This is a genomic window from Candidatus Endoriftia persephonae (assembly GCF_023733635.1).
In the GTDB taxonomy this organism is placed as follows: Bacteria; Pseudomonadota; Gammaproteobacteria; order Chromatiales; family Chromatiaceae; genus Endoriftia; species Endoriftia persephonae.
In genome coordinates this window covers 967,820-992,141 of the sequence record NZ_CP090569.1, presented here as the reverse complement: position 1 = coordinate 992,141, position 24,322 = coordinate 967,820, and the positions used below count along the sequence as shown (strand labels likewise).

Sequence of the window (24,322 nt, the reverse complement as noted above, 5' to 3'; positions counted from 1 at the left end):
ACAATCCTCCCGCCCCAAAACCTGGCCTGTTGCCAGCTCGGCGGATCAGCTTTCCGCGGTCAGCTCCGCAAAATTTGTCGGCTCATCGACAACATCAGCCTGCTCCATGACCCAGTCGACCACCTGATCTTCCAGCACCACATTCTGTACTGCGGCAAGCTGCTCCTGATTCGCGTAGTAGTGCTTGATCACTTCCTCAGGCTGCTCATAGCTGGCGGCGAACTCCTCGATGGTCTGACGAACCCGCTCATCATCCAGTTTAATCGAGTTCTTCTTGATCACTTCCGCGATCAGCAGTCCTAGCCCGACCCGGCGCTTGGCCTGAGACTCAAACATGTCGCGTGGCAGCTCCATGGAGGAGGAACCGGCAGGCAGGCGACTGCGAGTCTGATTACGCAGCGCGTCGATCTCCTCGTCCACCAGCGCCGTCGGCACGTGCAGCTCATTACATTCGATCAGCAGGTCCATCGCCTGCCCTTTGAGACGCGCCTTGATTCGCTGTTTCAGCTCGTTCTCCATATTCTCGCGGATATCGCTCTTCAGCTTCTCCACACCCTCGTCGGAACCGAACTCTTTGGCGAACGCATCATCGAGCTCAGGCAGTACCGCCTCAGCCACTTCGATCACGTCCACCTCAAAGGTTACAGGCTTACCCGCCAGCTTTTCCACCCGGTAGTCTTCAGGGAATTTGAGTTCCAGGGTGCGGCTCTCACCGGCCAGGGCGCCGATCAGGCCGGATTCAAAACCGTCGATCATGCTGTTGGAACCCAGCACCAGCGGCACATCATTGGCGCTGCCACCATCGAAGGCCTCACCATCCATAATGCCCTTAAAGTTGATCTTGACCTGATCCTGCTCTGCCGCGGCGCGCTCCACCGGATTCCAGCTGATGCGCTGCCCACGCAGCTTCTCGATCATATCCTCTACGTCCTGGTCGACCACCTGGGCCACCGGGCGGGTAATCTTGCCCTCGATCTTTGCCAGCTCGATCTCCGGCATCACCTCCAGTGTCGCGGTATAGGCGAAGACACTCTCATCATCGCTCTGTTTGGGCTCAATCTTCGGCGGACCAACAGGATTGAGGTTCTGCTGCTGCAGCGCATCCTGATAACTCGACTCCACCAGCGAGCCGTAGACCTCCTGCAACACCTGAGAACCATACTGACGGCGCAGCATCCGCATCGGCACCTTGCCAGGACGAAAACCATCCATGCGGGCAGTGCGACCGATCTCTTCCAGGCGTCTGCTTACCTCTTCCTCGACCCGCTCAGCAGGCAACTCCACAGAGAGGATCCGCTCCAGACCTTCCCCTGATTCCAGCGATACTTGCATCAATCTCGTCTCCTGGCAGCGCAGGCCACCTCACAATTTTAAAGTCTCTAAGTTGAATTCAGATCGAACCCCGTAACCGGGATTATGATAAATTTGGTGCGAAAGGGGAGACTCGAACTCCCACGGGTTGCCCCACTGGAACCTAAATCCAGCGCGTCTACCAATTCCGCCACTTTCGCATATCCGCACTTCCGGCGTAGAATCGTGCATTATATCCACATATTGACAGCGCATCCACGCCGGAAGTCACACCAGGATCGTCAACTGGGCTCGATCCGGTCGACCCTCTGGAAACCACGCGGCAATTTGTTGCCACGACGTCCCCGCTCACCCTGATAGCTATCAAGATCGGATGACTTCAGGGTGATATGGCGCTTGCCCGCATAAGCAGTAAGCGCGCTCCCTGCCGGCACCACCGCCAGGGCAATTACAAACTCCTCGCGCGACGCCACTCGCTTCGGCGGGATCCCGATAATCTTGTTGCCCTTGCCGCGATTCAGCTCGGGCAACTCCGCCAGCGGGAAGACCAGCATGCGACCCTCATTGGTGATCGCCACCACCCGCTCACCATCCGGATCATGCACCGGTAGCGGCGGCAGCACCTTCGCCCCCTTCGGCAGAGTCAACAGCACCTTGCCTGCCTTGTTCTTCGATTGCATCACCTCGAGCTGTACACGGAAGCCGTAGCCCGCATCCGAGGCGAGCAGATACCACTGTTTGGCATCACCGCCGAGCACCGCACAGAAGCTGGTCCCCACCGGCGGCGCAAGGCGACCGGTCAGCGGCTCACCCTGACTCCGCGCCGACGGCAGGGTATGTGCCGGCAGCGCGTAGCTGCGCCCGCTGGAGTCGAGAAACACCGCAGCCTGGTTGCTGCGCAGCTGCGCCGCAGCGAGATAGTGATCACCCGCCTTGTAGCTGAGCCCGGCGGGATCGATCTCATGCCCCTTGGCGGCGCGCACCCAACCCTTCTCCGAGAGTACCACCGTAACCGGCTCGCTGGGGCTCAGATCGGTCTCGGAGAGTGCCTCCGCCGCCGCCCGCTCGACGATAGGAGAGCGGCGTTCGTCACCAAACCGTTCCGCATCGGCCTCAATCTCCTTACGGATCAGGGTGCGCAGGCGTTGCTTGGAGCCGAGGGTCTTCTGCAGCCAGTCGCGCTCCTGCTCCAGCTCATCCTGCTCGCCGCGGATTTTGAACTCCTCCAGCTTCGCCAGGTGGCGCAGCCGCAGATTGAGGATCGCCTCGGCCTGCCGCTCGGAGAGAGCAAAGCGGCGCATCAGCTCCGCCTTAGGGTCATCCTCATAGCGAATGATGGCGATCACCTCGTCGATATTGAGGTAGGCGATCATCAGACCTTCGAGGAGATGCAGCCGATCCAGCACCTGATCGAGCCGATATTGCAGCCGCCTAGTCACCGTCGCGGTGCGAAACGCCAGCCACTCCCGCAGCAGGCTCAGCAAATCCTTCACCTCAGGGCGACCATTGGTGCCGATCAGGTTGATATTGACGCGATAGCTGCGCTCCAGGTCGGTACTAGCGAACAGATGCGACATCAGGCGCTCTACATCGATCCGATTGGAGCGCGGCACGATCACCAGCCGAGTCGGGCTCTCATGATCCGACTCATCACGCAGATCCTCCACCATCGGCAGTTTCTTCGCCTGCATCTGCGCCGCGATCTGCTCCAACACCCGCGCCCCGGAGACCTGGTGCGGCAGCGTGGTAACAATGATCTCGCCCTGCTCGCGCTCATAGCGGGCACGCATGCGGATCGAGCCCTTGCCGCTGACATAAATCTTTCGAATCTCCTCCGGCGGGGTGATGATCTCCGCCTCGGTGGGGTAGTCCGGCCCTTTGATGTGGTCGAGCAGATCATCGAGGCTCGCCTTGGGCGACTCCAGCAGATGCACGCAGGCGGCGGCCACCTCGCGTAGATTGTGCGGCGGGATGTCGGTGGCCATGCCCACCGCGATACCGGTGGAACCGTTGAGCAACACATTGGGCAGGCGTGCCGGCAGCAGCGACGGCTCCTGCAGAGTGCCGTCGAAGTTCGGCTGCCACTCCACCGTGCCCTGGCCCAGCTCAGAGAGCAGCACCTGTGAATAGGGGGTGAGGCGCGACTCAGTGTAACGCATCGCGGCGAAGGATTTTGGATCGTCCGGCGAGCCCCAGTTGCCCTGCCCATCCACCAGCGGATAGCGGTAGGAGAAGGGCTGCGCCATCAGCACCATCGCCTCGTAGCAGGCAGAGTCACCGTGGGGATGGAACTTGCCGAGCACATCACCCACGGTGCGCGCCGACTTCTTGAACTTGGCCGCCGCGCTCAGTCCCAGCTCCGACATGGCGTAGACGATACGTCGCTGCACCGGCTTGAGACCGTCGCCGATGTGCGGCAGGGCGCGGTCGAGGATGACGTACATGGAGTAGTCGAGATAGGCCTTCTCAGTGAAAAGGCTGAGCGGCAGTCGCTCCACCCCTTCCAGGCTCTGATCGATGGTATCGCTCATCTGGGCAGCTTTTCTTCCAGTCATAAAGGGCCAAAGGGCCCGAAACAGCCGGAGATAATACGGAATGCCCCAGAATTAGGGAATACGCAGGGGAATCAACTCAGCCGCAGGCGCAGCCAGAACAGAAGCAGGGTCGGCAGCAGAAACAGTCCCAGACCGAGCAGAATCGACAGCCAAAGCACTGCAAACTCACCGCTCAAGCCACCCACACCCCCAAGCAGAAACAGCAGAGCACCGAGCCCCAGGGCGTGATTGATCCAGCGCTCGTGCCGATAGCCGTTACCCGGCGCCAGGCGATAGAGCTGTCGCAAACCATCCAGCAGCAGATACCAGGCGGCTGACAGGGCGATCAGATAGGGCAGCAGCCCGATCAGATCCCAGGCGTTGAGCAACCAGAACAGCTGTGCCGTCAGCAACAGCAGGCCGATCACAGAGAAGCGCAGCTGTGCCACCGCCCGACTTCTCAGCCAGCGTGGATAGTGCTGCAGCAAAAGGCCAAACAGAAAAAAGGGCAACACCCCATAGAGCAGATTGAAGGCCTGCGGCGCCAGCTCCAGGCTCAGCCCAGCCCAAACCGCAAGAGAAAACCCCAGCACCCCCTCCAGACTCAGCAGCGACAAGGGAGACCAGCAGACCCGATCCCACCAGGTCGGATCCCGATGCGCTTGCTGGTTGAAGGATGTTAGCGGGGTGATACACATGACGGCAGACCAAAGATTCTGATCAGATGATTAAAACAGCTGCGCGCATCATCGACAATGACAATCCGCAAGCCCTACTGGCACTGCTTGCCGACCGAGCGATCCGGGCCCTTGCCTTCTGTAGAGTCACCCAGCGCCCACTTCAACAGCGGCGGGGTGGCCAGGGTCGTCACCATCACCATCATCAAGACCGCCGAAAACATCGCCTTGTCGATCACATTCAGACTGATGCCGATGGAGGCAAACACCAGCCCCACCTCACCCCGTGGCATCATGCCAATGCCCACCGCCAAACGCCTGCGATCAGCCCCCATCACACCCAGACCTGCCACCAGTTTGCCGAGCACCGCCACCAGGGTCAGTCCTGCCGAGAGCAGCAGCACCTGCGGATCGAGAAAGCTCTCCAGCTTCACCTGTATGCCCATCAGGACAAAGAAGATCGGCACCAGAATCGCCTCCAGCGGCGCGAACAGCTCCTTGATCGAGTATTTGTGCTTACGGTAGTCGCCCCAGGCCTGGAAGTGACTGTCGAGCATCAACAGACCAGCGGCGAATGCACCAACAATGGTCGCCAGACCCACCAGATTGGCCAGCCAGGCAAGCGTCATGACAAACACAAACGGGATAAAGAGCTTCGCCTCCACCACCTCCATGTGTCGCAGCAGGCGGATCAGGGCGCGGATGATATGCGGCCCGAGCAGTAGCACACTGGCGATAAACAGGCTCGCCAACAGGATGATACGCAGGATCTCATCCAGTTCGATACTGCCGGTGACCACGATGCCGGAGACGATCGCCAGCATCACCAGACCGAGCACGTCGTCCATCACCGCCGCACCGACAACCACCTGGGCCACCCCGGAGCGACTCTGGCCGAGATCCTGCAATACCCGGGCAGTGATACCGATGCTGGTGGCACCCAGCGTCGCGCCGAGAAACATATGCTGGGTGTGGGGGGCATCCGGCGTCAGCCACCAGGTGACTAGAAAGCCGAGCGCAAAGGGAGCCAGTACGCCGATCAGCGCCACCCGCAGAGAGTCACCACCGACCCGCTGCAGCTGCGCTACGCAGGTATCCAGACCGATATGAAACAACAGAAAGATCACGCCGTAGCGGGAGAAGACATCCACCGCCTGGGCCACCGACAGATACTCGCGCCCATGCGGGCCGCTCACCACCTGCAGGAAGCCAGCGGCATACTCAGGCCCGACCAGCTGCTGCACCGCCTGTTCCAGCGACAACCCCGACATCACCAGACCCGACAACTCGGTGCAGCCAACCCCTTCGCGCAACACGCTCATCAGCTCGAAGCCGGCGAAGTGCAGCAGGTTACCCAGCACCACCCCCATCACCAGCTCACCCAGCACCGAGGGCTGCTTCAACTGGCGCGCCGTGTAGCGTCCGATCAGTGCCGCGATCAGGATCAGGGTGACGCCAAAGATCACTGGCGCCACCGGGTCGCCATGCGAGAGACCTGTAGCGATATTCGGCTCAGCGACCATCACACCCCTCATTCACGCCGCAGCGAAAAAGGTCTGCGGCAGAGGAACCATCGTTACTGGCAGTTTACTACAAGGTCAGGCCGACCACTTTAATGGAAACAAAGAGGTGCACAGTGTGGAGAGATAGAGAACGGTGGAACCCTGTCACCAGGGATACTCAGGCTCTAGGGAGAAACGTCAAACCTGGAGCAGGGATTCTGGGCAAAAGCGTGGCTTTCTATTCAGCATGCCATTCCACTCGCATCGCGGCGCGGCACGGTGCCCCCTCTTCCTACTCCCGCTCTTCGATCCAGGCCGCCTGGATCGCCTCGAGGACCCTTTCGCCGGAGTGCTCCGGGTCATCGTCGAAGTCATCGAGCGCCATCACCCAGTTGCGCAGGTCGACAAAGTTGACCTGTGTCGGATCCACCTCAGGGTAGGCCTCGTCCAGCTCGATGGCGATATCCTGGATATCGATCCACTTCAGTCCCATGACATGCTCCTCGCTCAGTGGCTCTCTGAGACCATGTTGATGGTGTATTTGGGAATCTCGATCACCAGATCCTCATCCCCTACCCGCGCCTGACAGCTAAGGCGCGACTCCGGCTCCAGCCCCCAGGCCTTGTCGAGCAGGTCATCCTCCTCCTCAGTCGACTCCTCCAGGGAATCAAAACCCTCACGCACGATCACGTGGCAGGTGGTGCAGGCGCAGGACTTCTCACAAGCATGCTCGATCTCGACGCCGCCGGCCAGCGCCGCATCGCAGATGGTGGTGCCTGGCTCCGCCTCGATCACGGCACCCTCGGGGCAGATCTCTTCGTGGGGCAGGAAGATCAACTGGGTCATTACGGCTTCTCCTGCTGAAACTCACTCAAATTCATTAACACTGTGGCCAGCCATCGCCTGCTGGATACTCTGATTCATGCGCCGCTCGACGTAGAAGCCACAGGCCTTCTCCAGCGCCGAAATCGCCTGCTTGATCTCGGCCAGGCTATCGGCGCGGGAGAGGTCACGCAGCTGCTGCAGGGCGGCATCGATGGTGGCGCGCTCGTCACTATCGAGCAACCGCTCGCCATCTGCGGCCAGCGCTGCTTCCAGCGCCTCAATCACCCGATCCGCTTCCACCTGCTGCTCACGCAGAGCACGCGCCTGTTTGTCATCATCGGCATGGTCGATAGAGGCGCGCAGCATGCTTTCGATCTCGTTATCGGTCAGCCCGTAGGAGGGTTTGACCTCGATCTGTGCCTGCACCCCGCTGCTCTGCTCCACCGCCATCACGCTGAGCAGGCCATCCGCATCCACCGAGAAGGTGACGCGAATGCGCGCCGCGCCGGCCACCATCGGTGGGATACCGCGTAGCTCGAATCGCGCCAAGGAGCGGCAATCGCTGACCAGCTCCCGCTCACCCTGCAGCACGTGGATCGCCATCGCCGTCTGGCCATCCTTGAAGGTGGTGAACTCCTGGGCGCGGGCCACCGGGATGGTGGTGTTGCGGCTGATCAGCTTCTCCACCAGCCCACCCATAGTCTCGATGCCGAGCGAGAGGGGGATCACGTCGAGCAGCAGCATCTCGTCATCGGGCTTGTTGCCGGCCAGGATGTCGGCCTGGATCGCCGCCCCCACCGCCACCACCCGATCCGGGTCGATATCGACCAGCGGCTCACCACCAAATAGTTCACCAACCCGCTCACGCACCCGCGGTACCCGAGTAGAACCGCCCACCATCACCACCTCTTCGACCTGCTCCGGTTCGACACCCGCATCGCGCAGCGCCCGGCGACAGGCCATCAGGGTCTTTTTGATCAGCGGTTCGACCAGCGCGTTGAACTGTTCGCGCTCAAGCCGGCCCTGCCAATGTGTACCATCCGCCAGTTCAAGCTCGATCTCAGTCGCATCCGCTTCGCTCAGGGCCTCTTTGGCGGCACAGGCGTCGCGCATCAGACGACGCATCTGGCGGTGGTCCGCGCCGTCCTGGATGCCCGCCTGCTGCATCATCCACTCCGCCACTACACGGTCGAAATCGTCACCGCCAAGGGCTGAATCACCACCGGTAGCCAGCACCTCGAAGACCCCCTTGTGCAGCCGCAGAATGGAGATATCGAAGGTGCCACCACCCAAGTCGTAGATCGCGTGCAACCCTTCGGCCCCCTTGTCGAGTCCGTAGGCAACGGCCGCGGCGGTGGGTTCGTTGAGCAGCCGGAAGACATTCAGACCGGCCAGTCTGGCGGCGTCTTTGGTGGCTTGACGCTGCGCTTCGTCGAAGTAGGCGGGGACGGTAATCACCACCCCGGTAAGATCACCGCCGAGGGTTGACTCGGCGCGCTGTGCCAACACTTTGAGCACCTCAGCGGAGACCTCAACCGGCGAGACATCGCCAGCCAGCGTGCGGATCCGCGGCACCGCCGTCTCAGTGCCAACAAATTGGTAGGGAAGCTGGCTGCCGAGGGTCTTGATCTCCTCCACGCCACGGCCGATCAGACGTTTCGCCGAAGCAATGGTGTTGAATGGATCCTGCGCCGCCTGCGCCTTCGCTGCATGGCCGACGCTGATCCCCTCATCGCTGTAGCGCACCACGGAAGGCAGCAGGTGGCGCCCCTCGGAATCGGCCAGGGTCTCTGCCCTGCCGCTGCGCACGCTGGCGACCAGCGAGTTAGTGGTGCCCAGGTCGATACCGGCGGCCAGCCGGTGCTGATGGGGTGCCTGGGCCTGGCCCGGTTCGGCGATCTGCAATAGTGCCATGATTCAGTTTCAGTCCAATGATGTTCAGAGTGCGTCTTCGATCTCAGCTTCCGCGGCCTCGACCTCGGCCCGCAAGCGCTGCAGAAACCGCATCTTGCGCAGGATCTCCCGGCTCGCTTCCAGCTGCTCAGGGGTGGCGCTCTCGAACTGCACCGCCATCTGTCCGACCAGGGTATTGATCTTTTTGTTGATGCGCCCACGCAGCTCGAACACCGCGTCGTAAGGATCTGCCTGGCTGCGTGCCTGCTCCAGCTCTTCACGCAGCTCCATCTGTTCCATCAGAAAGGCCGCGTCCATGGTGGTCTCTTTCTCCATATCCATCTCGATGCCATGCATCGAGAGTAGATAGGCACCACGGGCAATCGGATCTTTGATGGTCTGGAAGGCCTCGTTGATGAGTGCCGCGCCCTGCACCGAGAGCCGCCGTTCCTGATCAGTTGCGTTGGCAAAGCGGTCCGGATGCATCACCCTTTGCAGGTCGCGATAGCGCTCCGCCAGCGAATCAACATCAACGATGAAGCCCACCGGCAGCCCGAACAGTTCAAAATAATTTTTCGAAAGATCCAGCATATCGAAAAAAGCCGGCTGCCCTAGGCAGCCGGACTCTTAGGCTCCTGTTCCAACTGGAGTGACCTCAAACGGTGAAGCTTTCGCCGCAGCCGCACTCACCCTTGGCGTTGGGGTTGTTGAATTTGAAGCCCTCGTTGAGGCCCTCTTTGGCGAAGTCGACCTCGGTGCCGTCCAGATAGACCAGACTCTTCGGGTCGATCACCACCTTTACGCCACAATCCTCGAACACCACGTCATCTTCGTCGAGTTCATCAACAAATTCCATCTCGTAAGCCATACCGGAACAGCCGGAGGTGCGCACTGACAGACGGATGCCAATGCCTTTTCCACGGTTGCTGAGGAATGCCTCGACCCGCTTAGCAGCGGCTTCTGTGATAGTGATTGCCATCTTGCTACTCCGCAGGGTTATCGATCACAGGGACCTTAACCCGCATTCTTGTCGGTGTAATCTTTGATCGCAGCCTTGATCGCATCTTCAGCCAGGACCGAGCAGTGCACCTTGACCGGCGGCAGCGCCAGCTCTTCGGCGATCTCTGAGTTTTTGATCTGCTGCGCCTCATCCAGGGTCTTGCCCTTTACCCACTCGGTGAGCAGGCTGCTAGAGGCGATGGCGGAACCGCAGCCGTAGGTCTTGAAGCGGGCATCCTCGATCACCCCAGCGTCGTTGACCTTTATCTGCAGACGCATCACATCACCACAGGCCGGCGCACCCACCATGCCGGTGCCGACGCTCTTCTCTTCGTTGTCGAAAGCACCCACATTGCGCGGATTCTCGTAGTGGTCGAGTACCTTATCACTGTATGCCATAACCTTAACCTCTATCGAAAAATCAGTGTGCCGCCCATTGGATCGATTTTAGATCGATACCATCTTTGAACATCTCCCACAGGGGGGAGAGTTCACGCAGGCGGCTCACCTGGCTGCGAATCTTCTCCACCGCGTAGTCCACCTCTTCCAGCGTGGAGAAGCGACCGAATGTGAAACGGATCGAGCTGTGCGCCAGCTCATCCTCACGCCCCAGCGCGCGCAGTACGTAGCTCGGCTCCAGGCTGGCCGAGGTGCAGGCGGAACCGGAGGAGACCGCCAGATCCTTCAGCGCCATGATCAGCGATTCACCCTCGACGAAGGCGAAACTGACATTCAGATTGCCAGCGACGCGCCGCTCCAGATCGCCATTCAGGTAGACCTCATCCATATCCTTGATACCGTCCCACAGGCGTTGGCGCAGGGCCTGGATACGCTCATTCTCGGCCACCATCTCCTCGCCGGCGATACGGAACGCCTCGCCCATACCAGCGATCTGGTGGGTTGCCAGGGTACCGGAGCGCATACCGCGCTCGTGGCCACCGCCGTGCATCTGCGCCTCCAGCCGCACCCGCGGCTTGCGACGCACGTAGAGCGCGCCTATACCCTTGGGTCCGTAGATCTTGTGCGCGGAGAAGGACATCAGGTCGACCTTCATCTGCTGCAGGTCGATCGGCACCTTACCGGCGCTCTGGGCAGCATCGACATGGAGCAGGATCTTGCGGGGTCGGGTCAGCTCACCGATCGCCTCGATATCCTGGATCACGCCGATCTCGTTATTGACGTGCATGATCGAGACCAGGATGGTGTCGTCGCGCAACGCCGCCTCGAGCTTGCCCAGATCGATCAGGCCGTTCGGCTCGGGATCCATATAGGTAATCTCGAAGCCCTCGCGTTCCAGCTGACGGCAGGTGTCGAGTACCGCCTTGTGTTCGGTCTTGCAGGTGATGATGTGCTTGCCCTTCTTCTGATAGAAGTGGGCCACACCCTTGATCGCCAAATTGTCGGACTCGGTAGCGCCGGAGGTCCAGACGATCTCTTTCGGATCGGCATTGACCAGTTCCGCCACCTGTTTGCGCGCCCGGCTCACGGCCTCGTCCGCAGTCCAACCAAAGGAATGGGAGCGTGACGCCGGGTTGCCAAAATCACCATCAGGAGTCAGGAAACTACACATCAGCTCGGCAACCCGGGGGTCGACCGGGGTAGTAGCTGAATAGTCCATATAGATCGGTAACTTCATTTCTCAATCGACTCCGAAATAGGGAAAGGGATAAAGGGCGGGTGCTCAGGCACTCGCTGGATTGCTGGCTTCTGTGAGGGAGCTGATAGCAATCGATGGCCCCTCTTCTTCCTGCTCCTGCCGTTCTGACACCTCTTTCACCGCCTTGCGGTCCATCAGGTCCTGCAGGCTGATGCGGTTGAGGTAGTGGTAGATCTGCTCGCTCAGGTCGGCCCACAGGTCGTGGGTCAGGCAGCGATCATTATTCTGACAGTTGTGGGCGCCGTGGCAACGAGTGGTATCCATACTTTCATCGACCGCGGTAATCACCTCGCCGATGAAGATCTCAGCCGCTTCGCGCCCCAGGCTGTAGCCGCCACCTGGCCCCCGCACACTCGTCACCAGCTCCTTTTTGCGCAGACGAGAGAAGAGTTGCTCCAGGTAGGAGAGCGATATCCCCTGTCGCTGGGCAATATCCGCTAGGGTGATCGGCCCCCGACCGTAGTGGAGTGCCAGGTCGAGCATCGCCGTTACGGCATAACGACCTTTTGTGGTAAGCTTCACGCGCTTCGCTCCAAACAATATGTTTGGTCGCTAATATACATTCCCAAGTATTTTAGTCAAGTATTTTGCACCCCAGTCATTCTGCGGTTTTATTCTTCGCCGGGGTCTCGCCACTCGCCTCATCCAGCTTCAGCAGTTCTTCCGCAGTGGAGACGATCTCGCAGGAGTCCAGCGGTGGTATCACACCATCCTCCTCAGACAGACCCATCTTCTTCAGCGCCTCGCACATCGACTGCATCTTATTGTCCATCACGTGCATGTGATCGAGCATGCAGTTGATCGCATGGGCGACCGGATCGGGGGCATCCTTGGTTGCGCCATAGGCATCGAAACCAATCTTCTTGGCAATCGCCTCGCGATGACCATCGGCCGCTTTCTTCGGCGTGATCAACCGCCCCGGCACACCCACCGCGGTAGCGCCGGGCGGCACATCTTTCACCACCACCGCATTGGAACCGATACGCGCGCCCTGGCCGATCAGGATCGGCCCAAGCACCTTGGCGCCCGCACCCACCACCACATTGTTAGCCAGGGTCGGGTGGCGCTTGCCCTTCTCCCAGCTGGTACCACCCAAGGTGACACCATGATAGAGGGTGCAATCATCACCGATGATCGCGGTCTCACCGATCACCACCCCCATGCCGTGGTCGATAAAAAAGCGCCGGCCGATCACCGCACCCGGGTGGATCTCGATACCGGTTAGCCAGCGAGCGATGTTGGCGTTGACTCGCGCCAGCCACTTCAGGCCCGCATTCCAGAGCCAATGGGAGAGGCGGTGAAACATCACCGCATGCACCCCCGGATAGGTGGTGAGTATCTCAAAGGTGGTGCGCGCCGCCGGATCGCGCTCGAACACGCACTGAATGTCTTCCCACCAACCGAAGCCCATCAGCCCCTCCAAAATCTTGCCTATACTCACAGACCCGCCCACTGGGCCAGTGCCACTAGCATAGCGATATCCGGGGGGGAGATTATCCACAATACCATGTAAAATACTAGGAAATAGAGCAGGAGGGACTGTTCCTGCGAGCGCCTGAGCCGAAAGCGATCTAATCGAGAGCCGCCGCTGCAGACTGGCCGGCCTGGCCCAGCCCCGACGAAAAGTGCAGACGCCCTTCTGTATCGACGAGCACTGCCTCGATGCCTGGCAACCGCTCCACCAGCGCCATAGCGGCCTGTCGCCCCAGCACAAACAGCGCGGTAGAGAGCGCATCGGTGGTGATCGCCTCCGCTCCCAGCACCGAAACGCTGCGCAACCCCTTGGCCGATCGGCCCGAGCGCGGGTTGAGAATATGGTGATAGCGCTCCCCATCCTGGATGAAGAAGCGCTCATAATCACCGGAGGTGGAGAGTGCCGTATTGCTCAACGGCAACAGCGCCCTGATACCCGCCTTATCATCGGGGTCGCGCACCCCCACCCGCCAAAGGCGGCCACGCCGGTCGCCGAGAAAACGGCTATCACCGCCAGCGCTGAGCAGCGCATGTTCGATGCCGTGCTGCTGCAGGATGGCGATGCCCCGATCCACCGCATAGCCCTTGGCGATACCGCCCAGGTCAATGCGCACCCCCGGTCGAGCAAATGCCAGACGGGGAGGATCTGGAGTCAGCACTAGATGTTGATAGTCGATCATCGGCAGCAGCTGTTCGAGTTGCTGCTCGCTGGGCCTGATGCCGCGTCGATAATCGTATCTATGCCCCACACTGGCAAAGGTGATATCGAAGGCCCCGTCACTTAGCTCCGAGATCTGCTGCGCCCGCGCCAGCACCCCATATAGCTCATCGCTGATAACCACCGCACCCTGGGCCGCCTGCTGGTTGACCCGTGACAGCTCACTGTCGGAACGAAACGGACTCATCGCCCGATCGATCCGACGCAGCTCCTCCAATACCGCCTCGATCGCCACCTCGCCCGCCCCCACCGACTCGCTCCAGAGCTGGATCACGACCCGGGTCCCCATGATATCGGCGCTGCGTTGCAGCCACTGCGCCTGTGCCTGCGCACCAAGGCTGAACAGCGACAGCAGAAGCAGCCAGACGACAGCCCTCGTCATGAGGGGAGAAAGTCGATCGGATAGGAGACCACCGTGATCGCCACATCCTTCACACCGAAGTCGAACATGCGGATCCGTGCCAGCAGCTTGCGCTCCAGGCTCGGATTGTTCAGCTCCGATGAGAGCAGCCGGCAATCGGTCACCCTGCCCGAGGGGGCGATGGTGATCTCCAGCAGCAGCTTGCCGCGTAGGGTCGGATCCTTGCGCAAGGCCCGATTATAGATGGCATAGACCGCCCCCTTATTGCGATCAAATACCAACTGCACCTCTTCGCTGCTGCGCTGGCCCTCAAGGCTGTTACTGATCGGCCGACTGGCGCGACTGCCACCACCACCATTGCCCTGCACTGCCGAACGCAGCTGGGTCGTTTTGCGGCCACTCAAACCCTGGCCACCGGTATCGCGGCTCAAGCGACTGGTGTCGATGCCGGCACTGCCCCTAGCGGCGTCCGCGGTCACCAGAGAACGCGCCACCTTTTTCGCCTGATTGCCCGCCTTGGAGAGACTGCGAGTCGCTGTGGTGCTACTCACCACCGGCGCGCTACGCAGATCCGCCAGCTCATCGGCGAAGGCAAGCAGGCCCGACTGCTGCGCCTTGCGTCGCGCGGCGGCCGGATCGCTCTGCACCCGCCGTTTCGCCACCCTGGCCGGTGGCGCCTTCGGCCGCTTTTTTGCCACCAGTTTAGGTTTCGGTTTGGGCCTTGGCTTAGGTTTCACCACCGGCTTGGGTTTGGCCTCGGGGATCTCAATCTCCGGCGGTTTATGCTTCACTAGTTCGACCGGCCGCCGCTCCAGGGTCAATTTCGCCAGTCGCGGCGGCTGAACCCGCTTGATCCGTTCAGGCTGTGGCAGCTCCACCACCGAGACCACCCACCCCAGCAGCAGCGCCACACTCAACAGCCCCAACTGCAGCCAGCGAAACTGCCTGTCCTCCCAGTGCAGGGTGTTCCAGGGCAGTTCCAGACGATGCACCATCACACTCATAACGCCACCTCCGACTCACCCACCTCGGGGCGACGCAGTACCGCCAGCGAGATGTTGCCGAAGCGGCTCTCGGCGCAGGTCAACATCACCCGTTTCAGCAGCCGATAGGGAGTCTGCTTGTCGGCCATGATAGTGATATCACCGCTTGCCGCACCCTCCGCTGTTGTTGCTGTCTGCTGCTCAGCCGCCCGCGCTGCCAGCGCCTGCGCCAGCGGCGCGATCAGCTCCGAGTCGCCCTCCATCAGCTCCGCAAGCTGCGCCACCGGGTGCCCCTGCAGCAGGATCTCCTGGCGATTCAGCATCACCACCAACGACTCCTCGGCACGTTGCTCAGCACTCGACTCCGGCAGCTGCAGCGCCTTGGCGTTGGGCAGAATCTGCACCTCGGAGGAGTTGACCAGCAGGAAGAACACCAGGATGGTGAAGATATCCATCAGCGACACCAGGTTGATGGCACCACGACCACGGTTACGCCGATGGTGGCGCTGCATGCGTTTGGCCCGGCGTGACAGCTTCATGATCTCTCCCCCTGCCCTGCCGATTCGGGCAGCGGCGGCGCATCCCCCAGGGAGATATCGGGGAACAACTCCGCCTGCACCAGCGAACCGGTCTGCACCAGCTCGGCGACCCGCACCCGATCCATCACCTGCACCAGGGTATCGTAGGCGACCTGCGGCTCCGCCAGCAGATAGGCTGTGCGCTTGTCGGGATAACGCGCCTTGAGCGCCTGCAGCAGCTGCGACAAGCGCTGCAGCTGCCTGTCCGGATCGTCCGCCTCGATACGCTGGATCAGCCCGCCGTTGCGATCGGCCACTTCGATGGCGTCGTGACGCACGATGATCTCCAGCTGCAGCTCGCCCTTGGCCGGCTCACCACCCGCGGCGGCCGGCGGCAGATAGAGATCGAACACCGCCATGCGCGAAAAGGAGGCAGTAATCAACAGAAACGGCACCAGGATCACCATCAGATTCATGAACGCGGTGATGTTCAGCTCCGCCTCTTCGTGGAGCCGTCGCGAGCGGCGTCTCATCGCGCACTCCCAGCCCGTTCGGTGACGATATTGAGGAACTTCACCGAGGCCATCTCCAGGCTGTCAACGATCTGCGTGGTGCGGCTCTGCAGCAGGGTGTAGACCAACAGCAGCGGGATCGCCGCCATCAGGCCAAACGCGGTGGTATTCATTGCCACCGAGATACTGGCGGAGAGCAGATCGGCCTTCTCCGCCGGATCGGCCGCCGAGACCGCAGTAAAGGCATTGATCAGGCCAATGATGGTGCCCAGCAACCCCAGCAGGGTGGCGATATTGGCCAGGGTACTGAGATAGTGAGTGCGCTTCTCGAAGCGTGGTATCTCCTCCATCAGCCCCTCCTCCATCGCCATCTCCAGATCGCTGCGGCGGCGCGCGCTGCGCACCCGATCCAGACCGTAGACCATGATGCGCCCCAAGGCGGTGCTGGAATCCGCAGCCGACTTCAACGCCTGTTTGAAGTCACCCTCATTCAACTGCGGCAACACCCGAGTCCAGAAACGATTGTTGCGCAGCCGAGCACTGGACAGATAGAGGTAGCGCTCGATAGCGATCGCCAGCCCGGCGGCGAAGATCAGCAGGATCGGGTACATAAACAGCCCCCCCTCCTGGAAAAAACGGATGATTGTGTGAAGATTGTCCATGGTGCTCTCCCTCAGTTGGGTCAGATAGTGTCGATTAGGGCCGCTCAGCGACCGCGTTGAAATAGTCGAGCCGGCGGCGAAATTGCGCCCGCTCGATCGGCGCCAGCAGATCACTGGCCGACTGCAGCGACGGCATCCCCAGCGGCTGTCCCGGCCCCGGTTTCTGCCAGGGCACCAGATAGAGCACCTGGGGCGACTCGCGACTGCCGATGATCGAGGTGCCCTGCAGCTCCAGCCGCTGCTCCGCCTGGGCCGGCGTCTGCATCAGCAGCGCCAACAGCAGCCAATGAAAAGAGGTTCTGTTCATGCTTATCGGTCCTCCGCCGCAATGCGCCGCTGCAGCTCGGCGATCCACACTCTGCTCTCCGCCTGCTCATCGACAGAGAGCGCTGCATAGCGCCGGTAGTGCGCCAGCGCCTGCTGCGGCTGATTCAGATAGAGATCGTAGAGGATGCCCAAGTTGCGGTGCCCCAGGGCGTGATCAGGATGCGCTGCGAGCAGCGCCTGATAGAGTGCCAGCGCCTCCTTAAAGCGCCCTTGGTGACGCAGCACGATAGCCCGTTGATGCCGTGCCACCGGGTTCTCCGGATCAAGCCGCAGCGCCTGCTGCAGTGCCGCATCGGCACTCTCCAGCTGCCCCGTCCTGAGCCGCAGGATACCCAGATTGAGCCAGGGCGAGAGCAGATCGGGATACGCCTCCACCAAGCCCTGCAACAGCAGCACGGCCTGCGCCTCATCACCTGTCTGCATCGCGCTGATCGCCTGCCGCAATTGAGCCTGGGCCGGCTCAGGCAGTCCCGCAGGCGATGCCGGCTTCTGTTCCGTAACGACCTGCGGCGGTGCATCCAAACGCGGTGTGATACCGGCACAGCCCACCAGCAGCAGGAGCAGTAGTAGAAGAGAGATCGGTCTAACGCAATGCATCGAACACCCGCTCCCCCTGCTCCTGCTTGGCATAACGCGCCGGGCTCAGCGCCGCCAAGCGCTCGAAACTCTGCCTGACCCACGCGTCATAGCTCCCCTGGGCGGCCCGCCTGGCATTCACCTGGTGAGCCTCGATCGCCCGCTCCTCGAAGGGGAAGGCCTGCTCCTCCAGCAACAACTCATACTGCTCCAGCTCCACCGCCGAGAGTCCGGCCGGACGTTCAGAGTGCAGCAGCGACTCGCCAAACAGCCGGTAGATCTCGGCGAGGCGGAAGGTCGCCTGGGTGGTCACCCCGGCCTGGGCAAAACCAGCCGCCAATTCAAAGGCTTGGATGGCGCGCTGCATCTGCGCCTTCTTCTGCTTCAGACTGCGCGCCAACGGGCGCTTCAGCGGGATCCGCTCAAACGCAGAGAACTCCGGCTCGGCCAGCCGCAACGCCGCATGGGCAGCGAGATAACGGCTGCGCTCACTACTGGCCTGGCCGGCCTTGCGCTGCGTCACAACAAGCTGACGCAGCCAGTAGTCGCGTTTGGCAGACTGATCCTGCTGCTGGTAGAGCTCGACCAGCCGCTGGCGCGCCTCCATCGCCGGCTCCTGTGGCTCAGGGAAACGCTTCACATAGCGCTTGAAGGCAGTCACCGCCTGCTTTCCGCTGCCGGCCTGCTGGTAGAGCTCCGCTGCCTGCCAGGCAGCCTGGCGCTGCACATCGATCGCCTGGGGGGTGGCGGCGACCCGCTCAAAGGCAGCGGCAGCCTGCAGCGGCTGCTTATCCTGCAGATAAACCAGCGCCAGTTTGCGCTGCACATCAGCAATCGACTCATGTTTGGGATAGCGACGACGAAACGCCTCCAACACCTCGGCCGCCTCGGCCCAACGACTTGCCGCGATCAGGCTGGCGGCGGCATCGTATTCGGCGGTGGCACGGATCGTCGCCCCGGGCACCACCTGGCCGACGCGCAGAAAGTGCCGGGCCGCGGCCGCCGTTGCGCCCTTCTCCCGCTGAGCACGGCCCTGCTGGTAGATGGCGGCGGCAAGCTTTTCGCGGATCATACCCTGGCTGTTTTTTTCTGATCCCGGCAGTTGTAACAGCTGGCTGTAGCCCACCTCAGCCTCGACGTAGTCGGCCAGTTCGAAGGCGGCATGGGCGGCCACCATCCAGCTCACCCGCTGCGCCTTCTGCTCCAGGCTGGAGCCCGACTTCAGACTGCGCCGCGCCAGCGTACGGGCCCGGGCGTAATCACCCAGCTCAAACAACTGCTGGGCACTGCGGCTCAGCACTTTGGCGGCCCGCGGATCATTGCCAAACCGGTCAGCAAAGCGCAGCCCACTCTCAGCCGCCTGACGCTGCCACTCTGGGCGTTGCGCCTCGGGCAGGCGCGGCGTCTGCTTTTCAAAGGCCAGTAACGCTGCATAGCCCGCCTCGGCGGCGTCCTTATGGGGCGGATAGTCATAGGCGCTGCGCTGATACGCCACCACCGCCTGGTTGAACGCACCCCGCTCGAACAGCAGTTCCGCCAGCAGAAAGTTCACCGCACCACTCTCCGCCTCACCGGGGAAACGCACCAGGTAGTGGCGATACCAGGCCACTGCCTGCTCGAACCATGCATCCCGCTGCGCTTTTGAAGCCTTCCCCTTCTGCTGCACCAACGCGTGGTAGTGGGCGGCCAGATCACGCAGATGACGACGCAGATGAGGGGTAAGCTCGGCCCGGCTCGACGGATCCAGCTCCCGCCAAGCGGGGCCGTTGAGCCGGTAACGCTCCGCCAGCTCCTGTTTCGCCGCCAGCGCCTGACTGGGAAAACCATGTTTGGTGAAGTTATCGATCGCCAGCAACTGCAGACCCGGTGCTTGCGGATGACTCGGATGCTGCCGCACAAAGGCGAGATAGGCGCCAGCCGCATCGAGGATGCGCTGCTGCTTCAGATAGAGATCACCCAGGCTGCGATAGACTCGGTGCAGCCAGCCCCTGCCTCCGTTTTGCAGGAAGTAGCGATCAATGCCGGCAGCACCGCCCAACTGGATGAAGCTGAGGCTCACCACCCGCAGGGTATCCTGCAGCAGCTCCCGCTCGCCGCGCGCCAGCGCATCACTGTCGAGCCGTTCCAGGGCATCGGCCCGCCGATCAAGCAATCGAGTGAAGGCATCCAGCGCCGCTTCGAAATGCTGCTGTTTGAACAGCGCCCAGCCAAGTTTGAACAGCGAACGCTGATGGAAGGGCGAGGCCTCGCCAGCTGCCACCGCAGCAGCATAAGCGTGCTCGGCTCCAGCATAGTCGGCCTGCGCGAACAGCCACTCACCACGGCGGAACTGCGCCTCCTGTAGATAGGGGGAGTTGGGATGCTCCCGCACCAGCTGATCGAGGGCCTGCTGCGAGCGCGCCGGACGACCAGCCAGCGCCTCCGCCCGGGCCAACTGGTAGAGCAGCCGGTCACGTCCGGCAAAGGCCCCATCCTGCTCCAACAGCCTACGATAGAGCGCGATGGCGCTGGCGAAATCCTGCGCTGACGCATCCCCAGCAGACGCATCGCCGAGGCGCTCCTCACCCTGTTCCAGCTGCAAATCTGCCAGTCGCCGGGTCGCCTCCCAAGTCAGCTCGGGCGGCGCCGGCTGTTGCAGCAGCACCTGGTAGCCCGCCATCACCTGCCCGGCGGGTGGCGCCACCACCGGCTCCGCCTGCACTGTTCGCGGGCGGGCCTGCAGGCTGGCCAGGGTCGGCGGCCCCGGCTCACGCTGCAGCCAGGAGACACACCCCTGCAACAGGAGAGGAAGCAGGATCAGCGCCACTGCCCTCATGGCGTCGCTCCAGCACGGCTGGCAGCCCGATCCTGCAACTGGGCGAGGGCAAAGCGGGCGCGGGCACGCAGACCGTCGAGACCCACCTTACGCTGCTGCAGCGACTCGCTGGCGAGGCGCTTCAGTTCGTCGGCCTGGGCCTGCAGGGTCTGATTCAGCGCAGGCTGCAGCTCGGCAATGCGCGCCTTCAGCGCATCGATCCGCATGGCAAAACCTTTGAAGCGGCCCGGCGCCTGTTGCACCGCCTGCTGCAGACGCTGGCGCTGACGTTCGCTCTGCTCCAGCTCCGTGTTAACTGAGCGAAGGTCTTTGCTGAATTGCCAGAAGCGGGGTTTAAAATCGCTCTCCACTTGCCAGCGCAGCAGCCCCTTCATCAGCCGCAGGCGCTGCCGTTTCTCCTCGAGCCCAGCCACATCGCCCAGCGTATCCAGGCGTCGTTCGATCGACTCGATGCGCACCAGCTGCGCCTGCTCTTTTGCATCTGCCAGCCGCATCGGCTGACTGCCGCCGGCCAGTTTATGTTCCTTTTCAAGCAACTCATCGTGGCGCTGCCGCAGACTCTGCAGAGACTGATCGGAGAGCGCCGCTTCGGCCCTCGGCAGCTGTCGAGTGTAGGCGCTCTGGCGCACTGCCAGCATCTGATCGTAGCTCTCGATGGTGGCGGACCAATGGCTGAGATTGGTATGCAGAAAGCCCAGATCAAGATAGTCCTGATAGGCTTGGCGGAAACGGTGCTGTGCCAGCAGATCGAACAGACGGCGCTGCAGCACCGGGTCAGCCGCCGGCGGCAGATCGCCGACAGAACTGGTCTCGTCGATAGTCGATAGCGTTGGCAGCAGCGCTCCGCCAGCCACCGCCTGCAGCGCCTGATCCAGCGCAGCCAACTCCTGTTTATAGCTGTCGAGCGCCTGACGGTAGCGCTTCAGCGCCTCACTCTCCGCTTGCAACTGCTGCAACGCCTGGGGGATCAGCAGCAGCGCCTGCTGCACCGCCGGGTCCGCCGGAGCGCGTGCTGCCAGCGCCTGCCAGGGACTCAGCGCCTGTTCAAACTGCTGCTGGCGGAAGGCGGCCCAGCCCAGCGCCAACAGCGCCCGGTTGGAGTGGATACCCTGCAATCGCACCCGCTGCAACGGCGCTTGGGCGGCGGCGTTCTCCCCCGCCTCGAGCAACAGCAGACCGAGCAGCAGGTTGGCGCGGTCGCGCAGGGCACGGTGCTCTTCGTCGTCGGCATCGAGCTGGCTCAGTTGTTGGAGCAGTGCTCGGCCCGCCTGCTGCCGCCCCTGACCAAACTCTGCCAGCGCCCGGTTGAAGAGGTGAAAACCCTGCCAATCGTCATCCTCAGCTGTGCTCTGCAGCTGCGCTGCCGCCAAGCCAGGCGCACCCTGCGCCAGCGCAATCAGGCCGGCCAGTTCGCGCCGCTGGTGCTGCAGCGGCTCGGGCAGGGCCTCGCCAATCTGTTCGAAAGCGGTAGCCGCCCGCTCTGTGCGCCTCTGCTGCTGGTGCAGCCGCGCCAGCTGCAGCCAGGCCCGGTCACGCACCACCGGTTTCGCCGCCCGCGCCAACAGGCGTTCAAACAGCGGCTCCGCCTCGTCGTGCAGACCATAGGCGAGATAGAGCCCACCCAGGATCAGCGCCGGCTCATCACCCTGGGCCTGCATCAGCCCCTGCGCCTGGGCCATCTGCAGATGGGTGATGGCAGTGAAGTTGCGCTGTTGGAAGAGCTGAAACAGCGCTTCCCCATAATGCAGGTCGCGCACCCCGGCGCTGGGTGGTGCCGACTCAGCCAGTACGACGCCTCCCAGCGCTACCGTCAACAGAGCGCCGCCCAGTCGCGCGATGAAAGCTGTCCGACTCACTCCCACTCCCGCACGCTGAACTCCGGCTGCTGTTTTGCTTCCAGATCGACGATGCGCAGCTCCAGCAGCTTGGGACTGATCCCCTTGCTGAACTTGAGGCTGGTGGCGCGGCGATAGTCGCGGCCGGAGGGGCCAACACCGGTGAAGAAGGCGACCAGTTCATGCTCACCGCTCTTCAGGTTGCCAAGGAACAGCCGCTGCACCCCACCGCGGCGCAGCGCCGCCAGCTCCCGCTTGGTGTAGAGATGGTTGGCCAGCTCCTTGTCGTCAATCTTCAGCTGCACCGAGTCGAGACTGAAGTAATCGCCGAGATCGAGGGAGAGGAACACCGAGACCTGAGTGTGGCCGGGGAACAGCAGCTCCTCTTCCAGCAGGAAGAGATCCCGATTGAGCGCCAGCACCGCCTTCTTCAGCGCCCGCACCTCCCCCTGCAGATCAGCCGGCTCTGCGGCCTGAGATTGACTTGAAATGGCAAGGAACAAAATTAGCGGCATCACCGCCAACAGCAGTCGGTAGAGCATCGGCATATCAGAGGGTCCCGCTGACGATGGGTTGAAAGGCGGTGAGCCGGTCGAGCAGTGCCGCATTGCCCAGGCCGTGACCGGGGAACAGTCCGCCGAAGCGGCCCTGCTCACCGTGCAGCGCCATGTAGTTGAGCACCACCGTCTCTACCAGCAGGTTGACGTTGTTGGCCGCCGGGGCGGAGGCGGTTTCCACCGAGCCATCGCCGCGGAAGAAGCCAATCTGCTGATGCTGCGCCTGCTGTTCCGGGCTGGCGCCGAGCAGTGCCGGACGCCCTGCCGGGTTGTAGACGAGAAAAAAGGAGGCGGCGGTGGAGGAGTTGTCGCCAGTCCAGACGCCCTTGCCACGCCCCTCTGCCGAGTCGTCGAGACTGCCGTTGCTGGCCACCGAGCCATCGCTGAAGCAGTAGAGCATCAGCGGTACACCGAGCCGCGCGGCATACTCGAGGCAGGCCCCCATGCAACGCCCGGCGCGCAGGTCACGGATCTCACCCACCGCCCGGTTGCCAGTGTGGTAGTCAAAACCGCCCATGGTGATGGTGCCAGCCCCGGCATAGCCGTTGAGCACCAGCTTCATCACCGCGGCGGTCTTGCGAAACTCAGCCTCGTCGTCATATTCGGCCTGGCTGAAGATCGGCCCGACGATATCGGGGTCGATGGAGGGGTTGAGCGCTGCCGGATCACCGTAACGGTCCACCAGGTCGGCGCTCTTCACATAGCCGCAGCGCACCAGCTCTTTGAGCACAGCATCGCTGCTGACCTGGGTATCGACCCGGCCGAGTCGCATCTCGCTGATGCGCTGGATCGACTCCATCACCGCCACCGCATCATCCTGGCTAAGCAGCCCCACCAGCTTGCCAGTATCGACCAAACCGGTGACATCGCTGGGGCGATCAACCTTGGTGGGACGCAGCGCGGGATCGATCAGCGCCGGCGGCGCCACCGAATTGCCGCCCGACTCGGAGTTGCGCGAGCCGATCAGGGTCAGCAGCTCGCCGTCGGCACCGGCGCGGTTGATGCCGTACATCGGATTGTGGGGGTTGTTGCCGGTGTCGTTGTCGGAGCGCGCCGGGATCACCGCGCCGTTGATACTGGCGGCGGTACCGGGCGAAACCCGCTCCAGGATGCCGCGCAGAAAGGCGCTGTCGCTGTGGAAGGCGAGCCCCAGGTCGCTGTTGATGAAGTCACTGAAGCCAGTATCGGGATTGCTCAGCGGCGGGATCATGTCACCGGGCAGGCCGAGACGACTGTAGCCGGCGGTGGTGAGAAAGTCGCGCTGACCACCCTGACGGCCCACCAGCACATTGGAACCGGCGATATTCGCGCCGCCAGCCAGGTCGAAACAGATGAAGGGGATCTTGCCGGCCCCCTGCACCGCAATACCACAGGATTGCTTGAGCGCCTGCAGATCGCTGGAGAGAGCAGCACTGGCCTGGCGCGGATTGGCAAACAGGCCAAACAGGCCCGGCGCGGTCACCGCCCCCAGCCCGGCAGCCAGCCCCTGGCGAATGAAGTCACGCCGGCTGATCGGGCGAGGGTGGTCCGGGTAGAGCAGCGGCGCATCCGGGGAGAGGTTCCTGAGTCGTCGTTTCATCATTGTGT

The 24,322-nt window shown here is 62.3% G+C and carries 24 protein-coding genes and 1 tRNA gene; all 25 read right to left on the bottom strand.

The annotated features are described in order from the left end of the window. Positions 1-45 precede the first annotated feature (45 nt). Positions 46-1,332, bottom strand: coding sequence for a trigger factor (gene tig / locus L0Y14_RS04485; protein WP_006475199.1), 1,287 nt, complete (start codon positions 1,330-1,332; stop codon positions 46-48). A gap of 94 nt (positions 1,333-1,426) precedes the next feature. Then, a tRNA-Leu gene (locus L0Y14_RS04480) sits at positions 1,427-1,511 on the bottom strand. An 81-nt stretch (positions 1,512-1,592) separates the two neighbouring features. After that, on the bottom strand, positions 1,593-3,842 hold the full coding sequence (gene parC, locus L0Y14_RS04475) for a DNA topoisomerase IV subunit A (RefSeq protein WP_006475198.1): 2,250 nt from the start codon (positions 3,840-3,842) through the stop codon (positions 1,593-1,595). A gap of 95 nt (positions 3,843-3,937) precedes the next feature. Then, a complete protein-coding gene (locus L0Y14_RS04470; protein ID WP_138921884.1) occupies positions 3,938-4,543 on the bottom strand; it encodes a molecular chaperone in 606 nt (201 codons plus the stop codon). Positions 4,544-4,617: 74 nt separating this feature from the next. Further along, entirely contained in the window at positions 4,618-6,045 is a 1,428-nt protein-coding gene (locus L0Y14_RS04465; protein WP_240992068.1) for a cation:proton antiporter, read from the bottom strand. Positions 6,046-6,316: 271 nt separating this feature from the next. Continuing rightward, positions 6,317-6,511, bottom strand: a complete 195-nt coding sequence (iscX, locus tag L0Y14_RS04460; RefSeq protein ID WP_420887015.1) for a Fe-S cluster assembly protein IscX — start codon at positions 6,509-6,511, stop codon at positions 6,317-6,319. 20 nt (positions 6,512-6,531) lie between these two features. Beyond that, positions 6,532-6,870, bottom strand: a complete 339-nt coding sequence (fdx, locus tag L0Y14_RS04455; RefSeq protein ID WP_005963000.1) for an ISC system 2Fe-2S type ferredoxin — start codon at positions 6,868-6,870, stop codon at positions 6,532-6,534. Between the two features lie 21 nt (positions 6,871-6,891). Further along, the gene (hscA, locus tag L0Y14_RS04450) at positions 6,892-8,763 is read right to left on the bottom strand and encodes a Fe-S protein assembly chaperone HscA (protein ID WP_006475194.1); all 1,872 of its coding nucleotides are present in this window, start codon (positions 8,761-8,763) and stop codon (positions 6,892-6,894) included. A 24-nt stretch (positions 8,764-8,787) separates the two neighbouring features. Continuing rightward, the gene (gene hscB, locus L0Y14_RS04445; RefSeq protein WP_005962994.1) at positions 8,788-9,333 is read right to left on the bottom strand and encodes a Fe-S protein assembly co-chaperone HscB; all 546 of its coding nucleotides are present in this window, start codon (positions 9,331-9,333) and stop codon (positions 8,788-8,790) included. 64 nt (positions 9,334-9,397) lie between these two features. Continuing rightward, positions 9,398-9,721: an iron-sulfur cluster assembly protein IscA gene (gene iscA, locus L0Y14_RS04440; RefSeq protein ID WP_005962991.1), complete on the bottom strand. Its 324-nt coding sequence runs from the start codon at positions 9,719-9,721 to the stop codon at positions 9,398-9,400. Between the two features lie 35 nt (positions 9,722-9,756). Continuing rightward, positions 9,757-10,140, bottom strand: coding sequence for a Fe-S cluster assembly scaffold IscU (iscU, locus tag L0Y14_RS04435; protein ID WP_005962988.1), 384 nt, complete (start codon positions 10,138-10,140; stop codon positions 9,757-9,759). A gap of 22 nt (positions 10,141-10,162) precedes the next feature. Continuing rightward, positions 10,163-11,377 (bottom strand): IscS subfamily cysteine desulfurase, encoded by a 1,215-nt coding sequence (locus tag L0Y14_RS04430; RefSeq protein ID WP_006475193.1) that lies wholly within the window; start codon positions 11,375-11,377, stop codon positions 10,163-10,165. Between the two features lie 45 nt (positions 11,378-11,422). Then, positions 11,423-11,920 (bottom strand): Fe-S cluster assembly transcriptional regulator IscR, encoded by a 498-nt coding sequence (iscR, locus tag L0Y14_RS04425; RefSeq protein WP_006475192.1) that lies wholly within the window; start codon positions 11,918-11,920, stop codon positions 11,423-11,425. 76 nt (positions 11,921-11,996) lie between these two features. Next, on the bottom strand, positions 11,997-12,809 hold the full coding sequence (gene cysE, locus L0Y14_RS04420) for a serine O-acetyltransferase (RefSeq protein WP_006475191.1): 813 nt from the start codon (positions 12,807-12,809) through the stop codon (positions 11,997-11,999). Between the two features lie 160 nt (positions 12,810-12,969). Beyond that, entirely contained in the window at positions 12,970-13,971 is a 1,002-nt protein-coding gene (locus tag L0Y14_RS04415) for an FAD:protein FMN transferase (RefSeq protein WP_005962975.1), read from the bottom strand. Further along, a complete protein-coding gene (locus L0Y14_RS04410; RefSeq protein ID WP_005962972.1) occupies positions 13,968-14,954 on the bottom strand; it encodes an AgmX/PglI C-terminal domain-containing protein in 987 nt (328 codons plus the stop codon). Before L0Y14_RS04410 ends, L0Y14_RS04415 begins: the two co-directional genes overlap by 4 nt. After that, positions 14,951-15,472: an ExbD/TolR family protein gene (locus L0Y14_RS04405; RefSeq protein WP_005962969.1), complete on the bottom strand. Its 522-nt coding sequence runs from the start codon at positions 15,470-15,472 to the stop codon at positions 14,951-14,953. Before L0Y14_RS04405 ends, L0Y14_RS04410 begins: the two co-directional genes overlap by 4 nt. Continuing rightward, on the bottom strand, positions 15,469-15,984 hold the full coding sequence (locus tag L0Y14_RS04400; RefSeq protein ID WP_006475188.1) for an ExbD/TolR family protein: 516 nt from the start codon (positions 15,982-15,984) through the stop codon (positions 15,469-15,471). The genes L0Y14_RS04405 and L0Y14_RS04400 overlap by 4 nt, the downstream gene beginning before the upstream one ends. Then, a complete protein-coding gene (locus L0Y14_RS04395; protein ID WP_005962963.1) occupies positions 15,981-16,625 on the bottom strand; it encodes a MotA/TolQ/ExbB proton channel family protein in 645 nt (214 codons plus the stop codon). The genes L0Y14_RS04400 and L0Y14_RS04395 overlap by 4 nt, the downstream gene beginning before the upstream one ends. A 34-nt stretch (positions 16,626-16,659) precedes the next feature. Beyond that, positions 16,660-16,932, bottom strand: coding sequence for a hypothetical protein (locus L0Y14_RS04390; RefSeq protein WP_005962961.1), 273 nt, complete (start codon positions 16,930-16,932; stop codon positions 16,660-16,662). Between the two features lie 2 nt (positions 16,933-16,934). Beyond that, entirely contained in the window at positions 16,935-17,549 is a 615-nt protein-coding gene (locus L0Y14_RS04385) for a tetratricopeptide repeat protein (RefSeq protein WP_240991679.1), read from the bottom strand. Continuing rightward, positions 17,536-20,343: a tetratricopeptide repeat protein gene (locus tag L0Y14_RS04380; RefSeq protein WP_251859262.1), complete on the bottom strand. Its 2,808-nt coding sequence runs from the start codon at positions 20,341-20,343 to the stop codon at positions 17,536-17,538. Before L0Y14_RS04380 ends, L0Y14_RS04385 begins: the two co-directional genes overlap by 14 nt. Then, positions 20,340-22,199 carry a coiled-coil domain-containing protein gene (locus L0Y14_RS04375; RefSeq protein ID WP_040819420.1) on the bottom strand — a complete coding sequence of 620 codons (1,860 nt, stop codon included), beginning with the start codon at positions 22,197-22,199 and terminating at the stop codon, positions 20,340-20,342. The genes L0Y14_RS04380 and L0Y14_RS04375 overlap by 4 nt, the downstream gene beginning before the upstream one ends. Then, positions 22,196-22,726, bottom strand: coding sequence for a hypothetical protein (locus tag L0Y14_RS04370; RefSeq protein ID WP_006474542.1), 531 nt, complete (start codon positions 22,724-22,726; stop codon positions 22,196-22,198). The genes L0Y14_RS04375 and L0Y14_RS04370 overlap by 4 nt, the downstream gene beginning before the upstream one ends. 1 nt (position 22,727) lies before the next feature. Then, the gene (locus L0Y14_RS04365; RefSeq protein WP_006474543.1) at positions 22,728-24,317 is read right to left on the bottom strand and encodes a hypothetical protein; all 1,590 of its coding nucleotides are present in this window, start codon (positions 24,315-24,317) and stop codon (positions 22,728-22,730) included. Positions 24,318-24,322 lie beyond the last annotated feature (5 nt).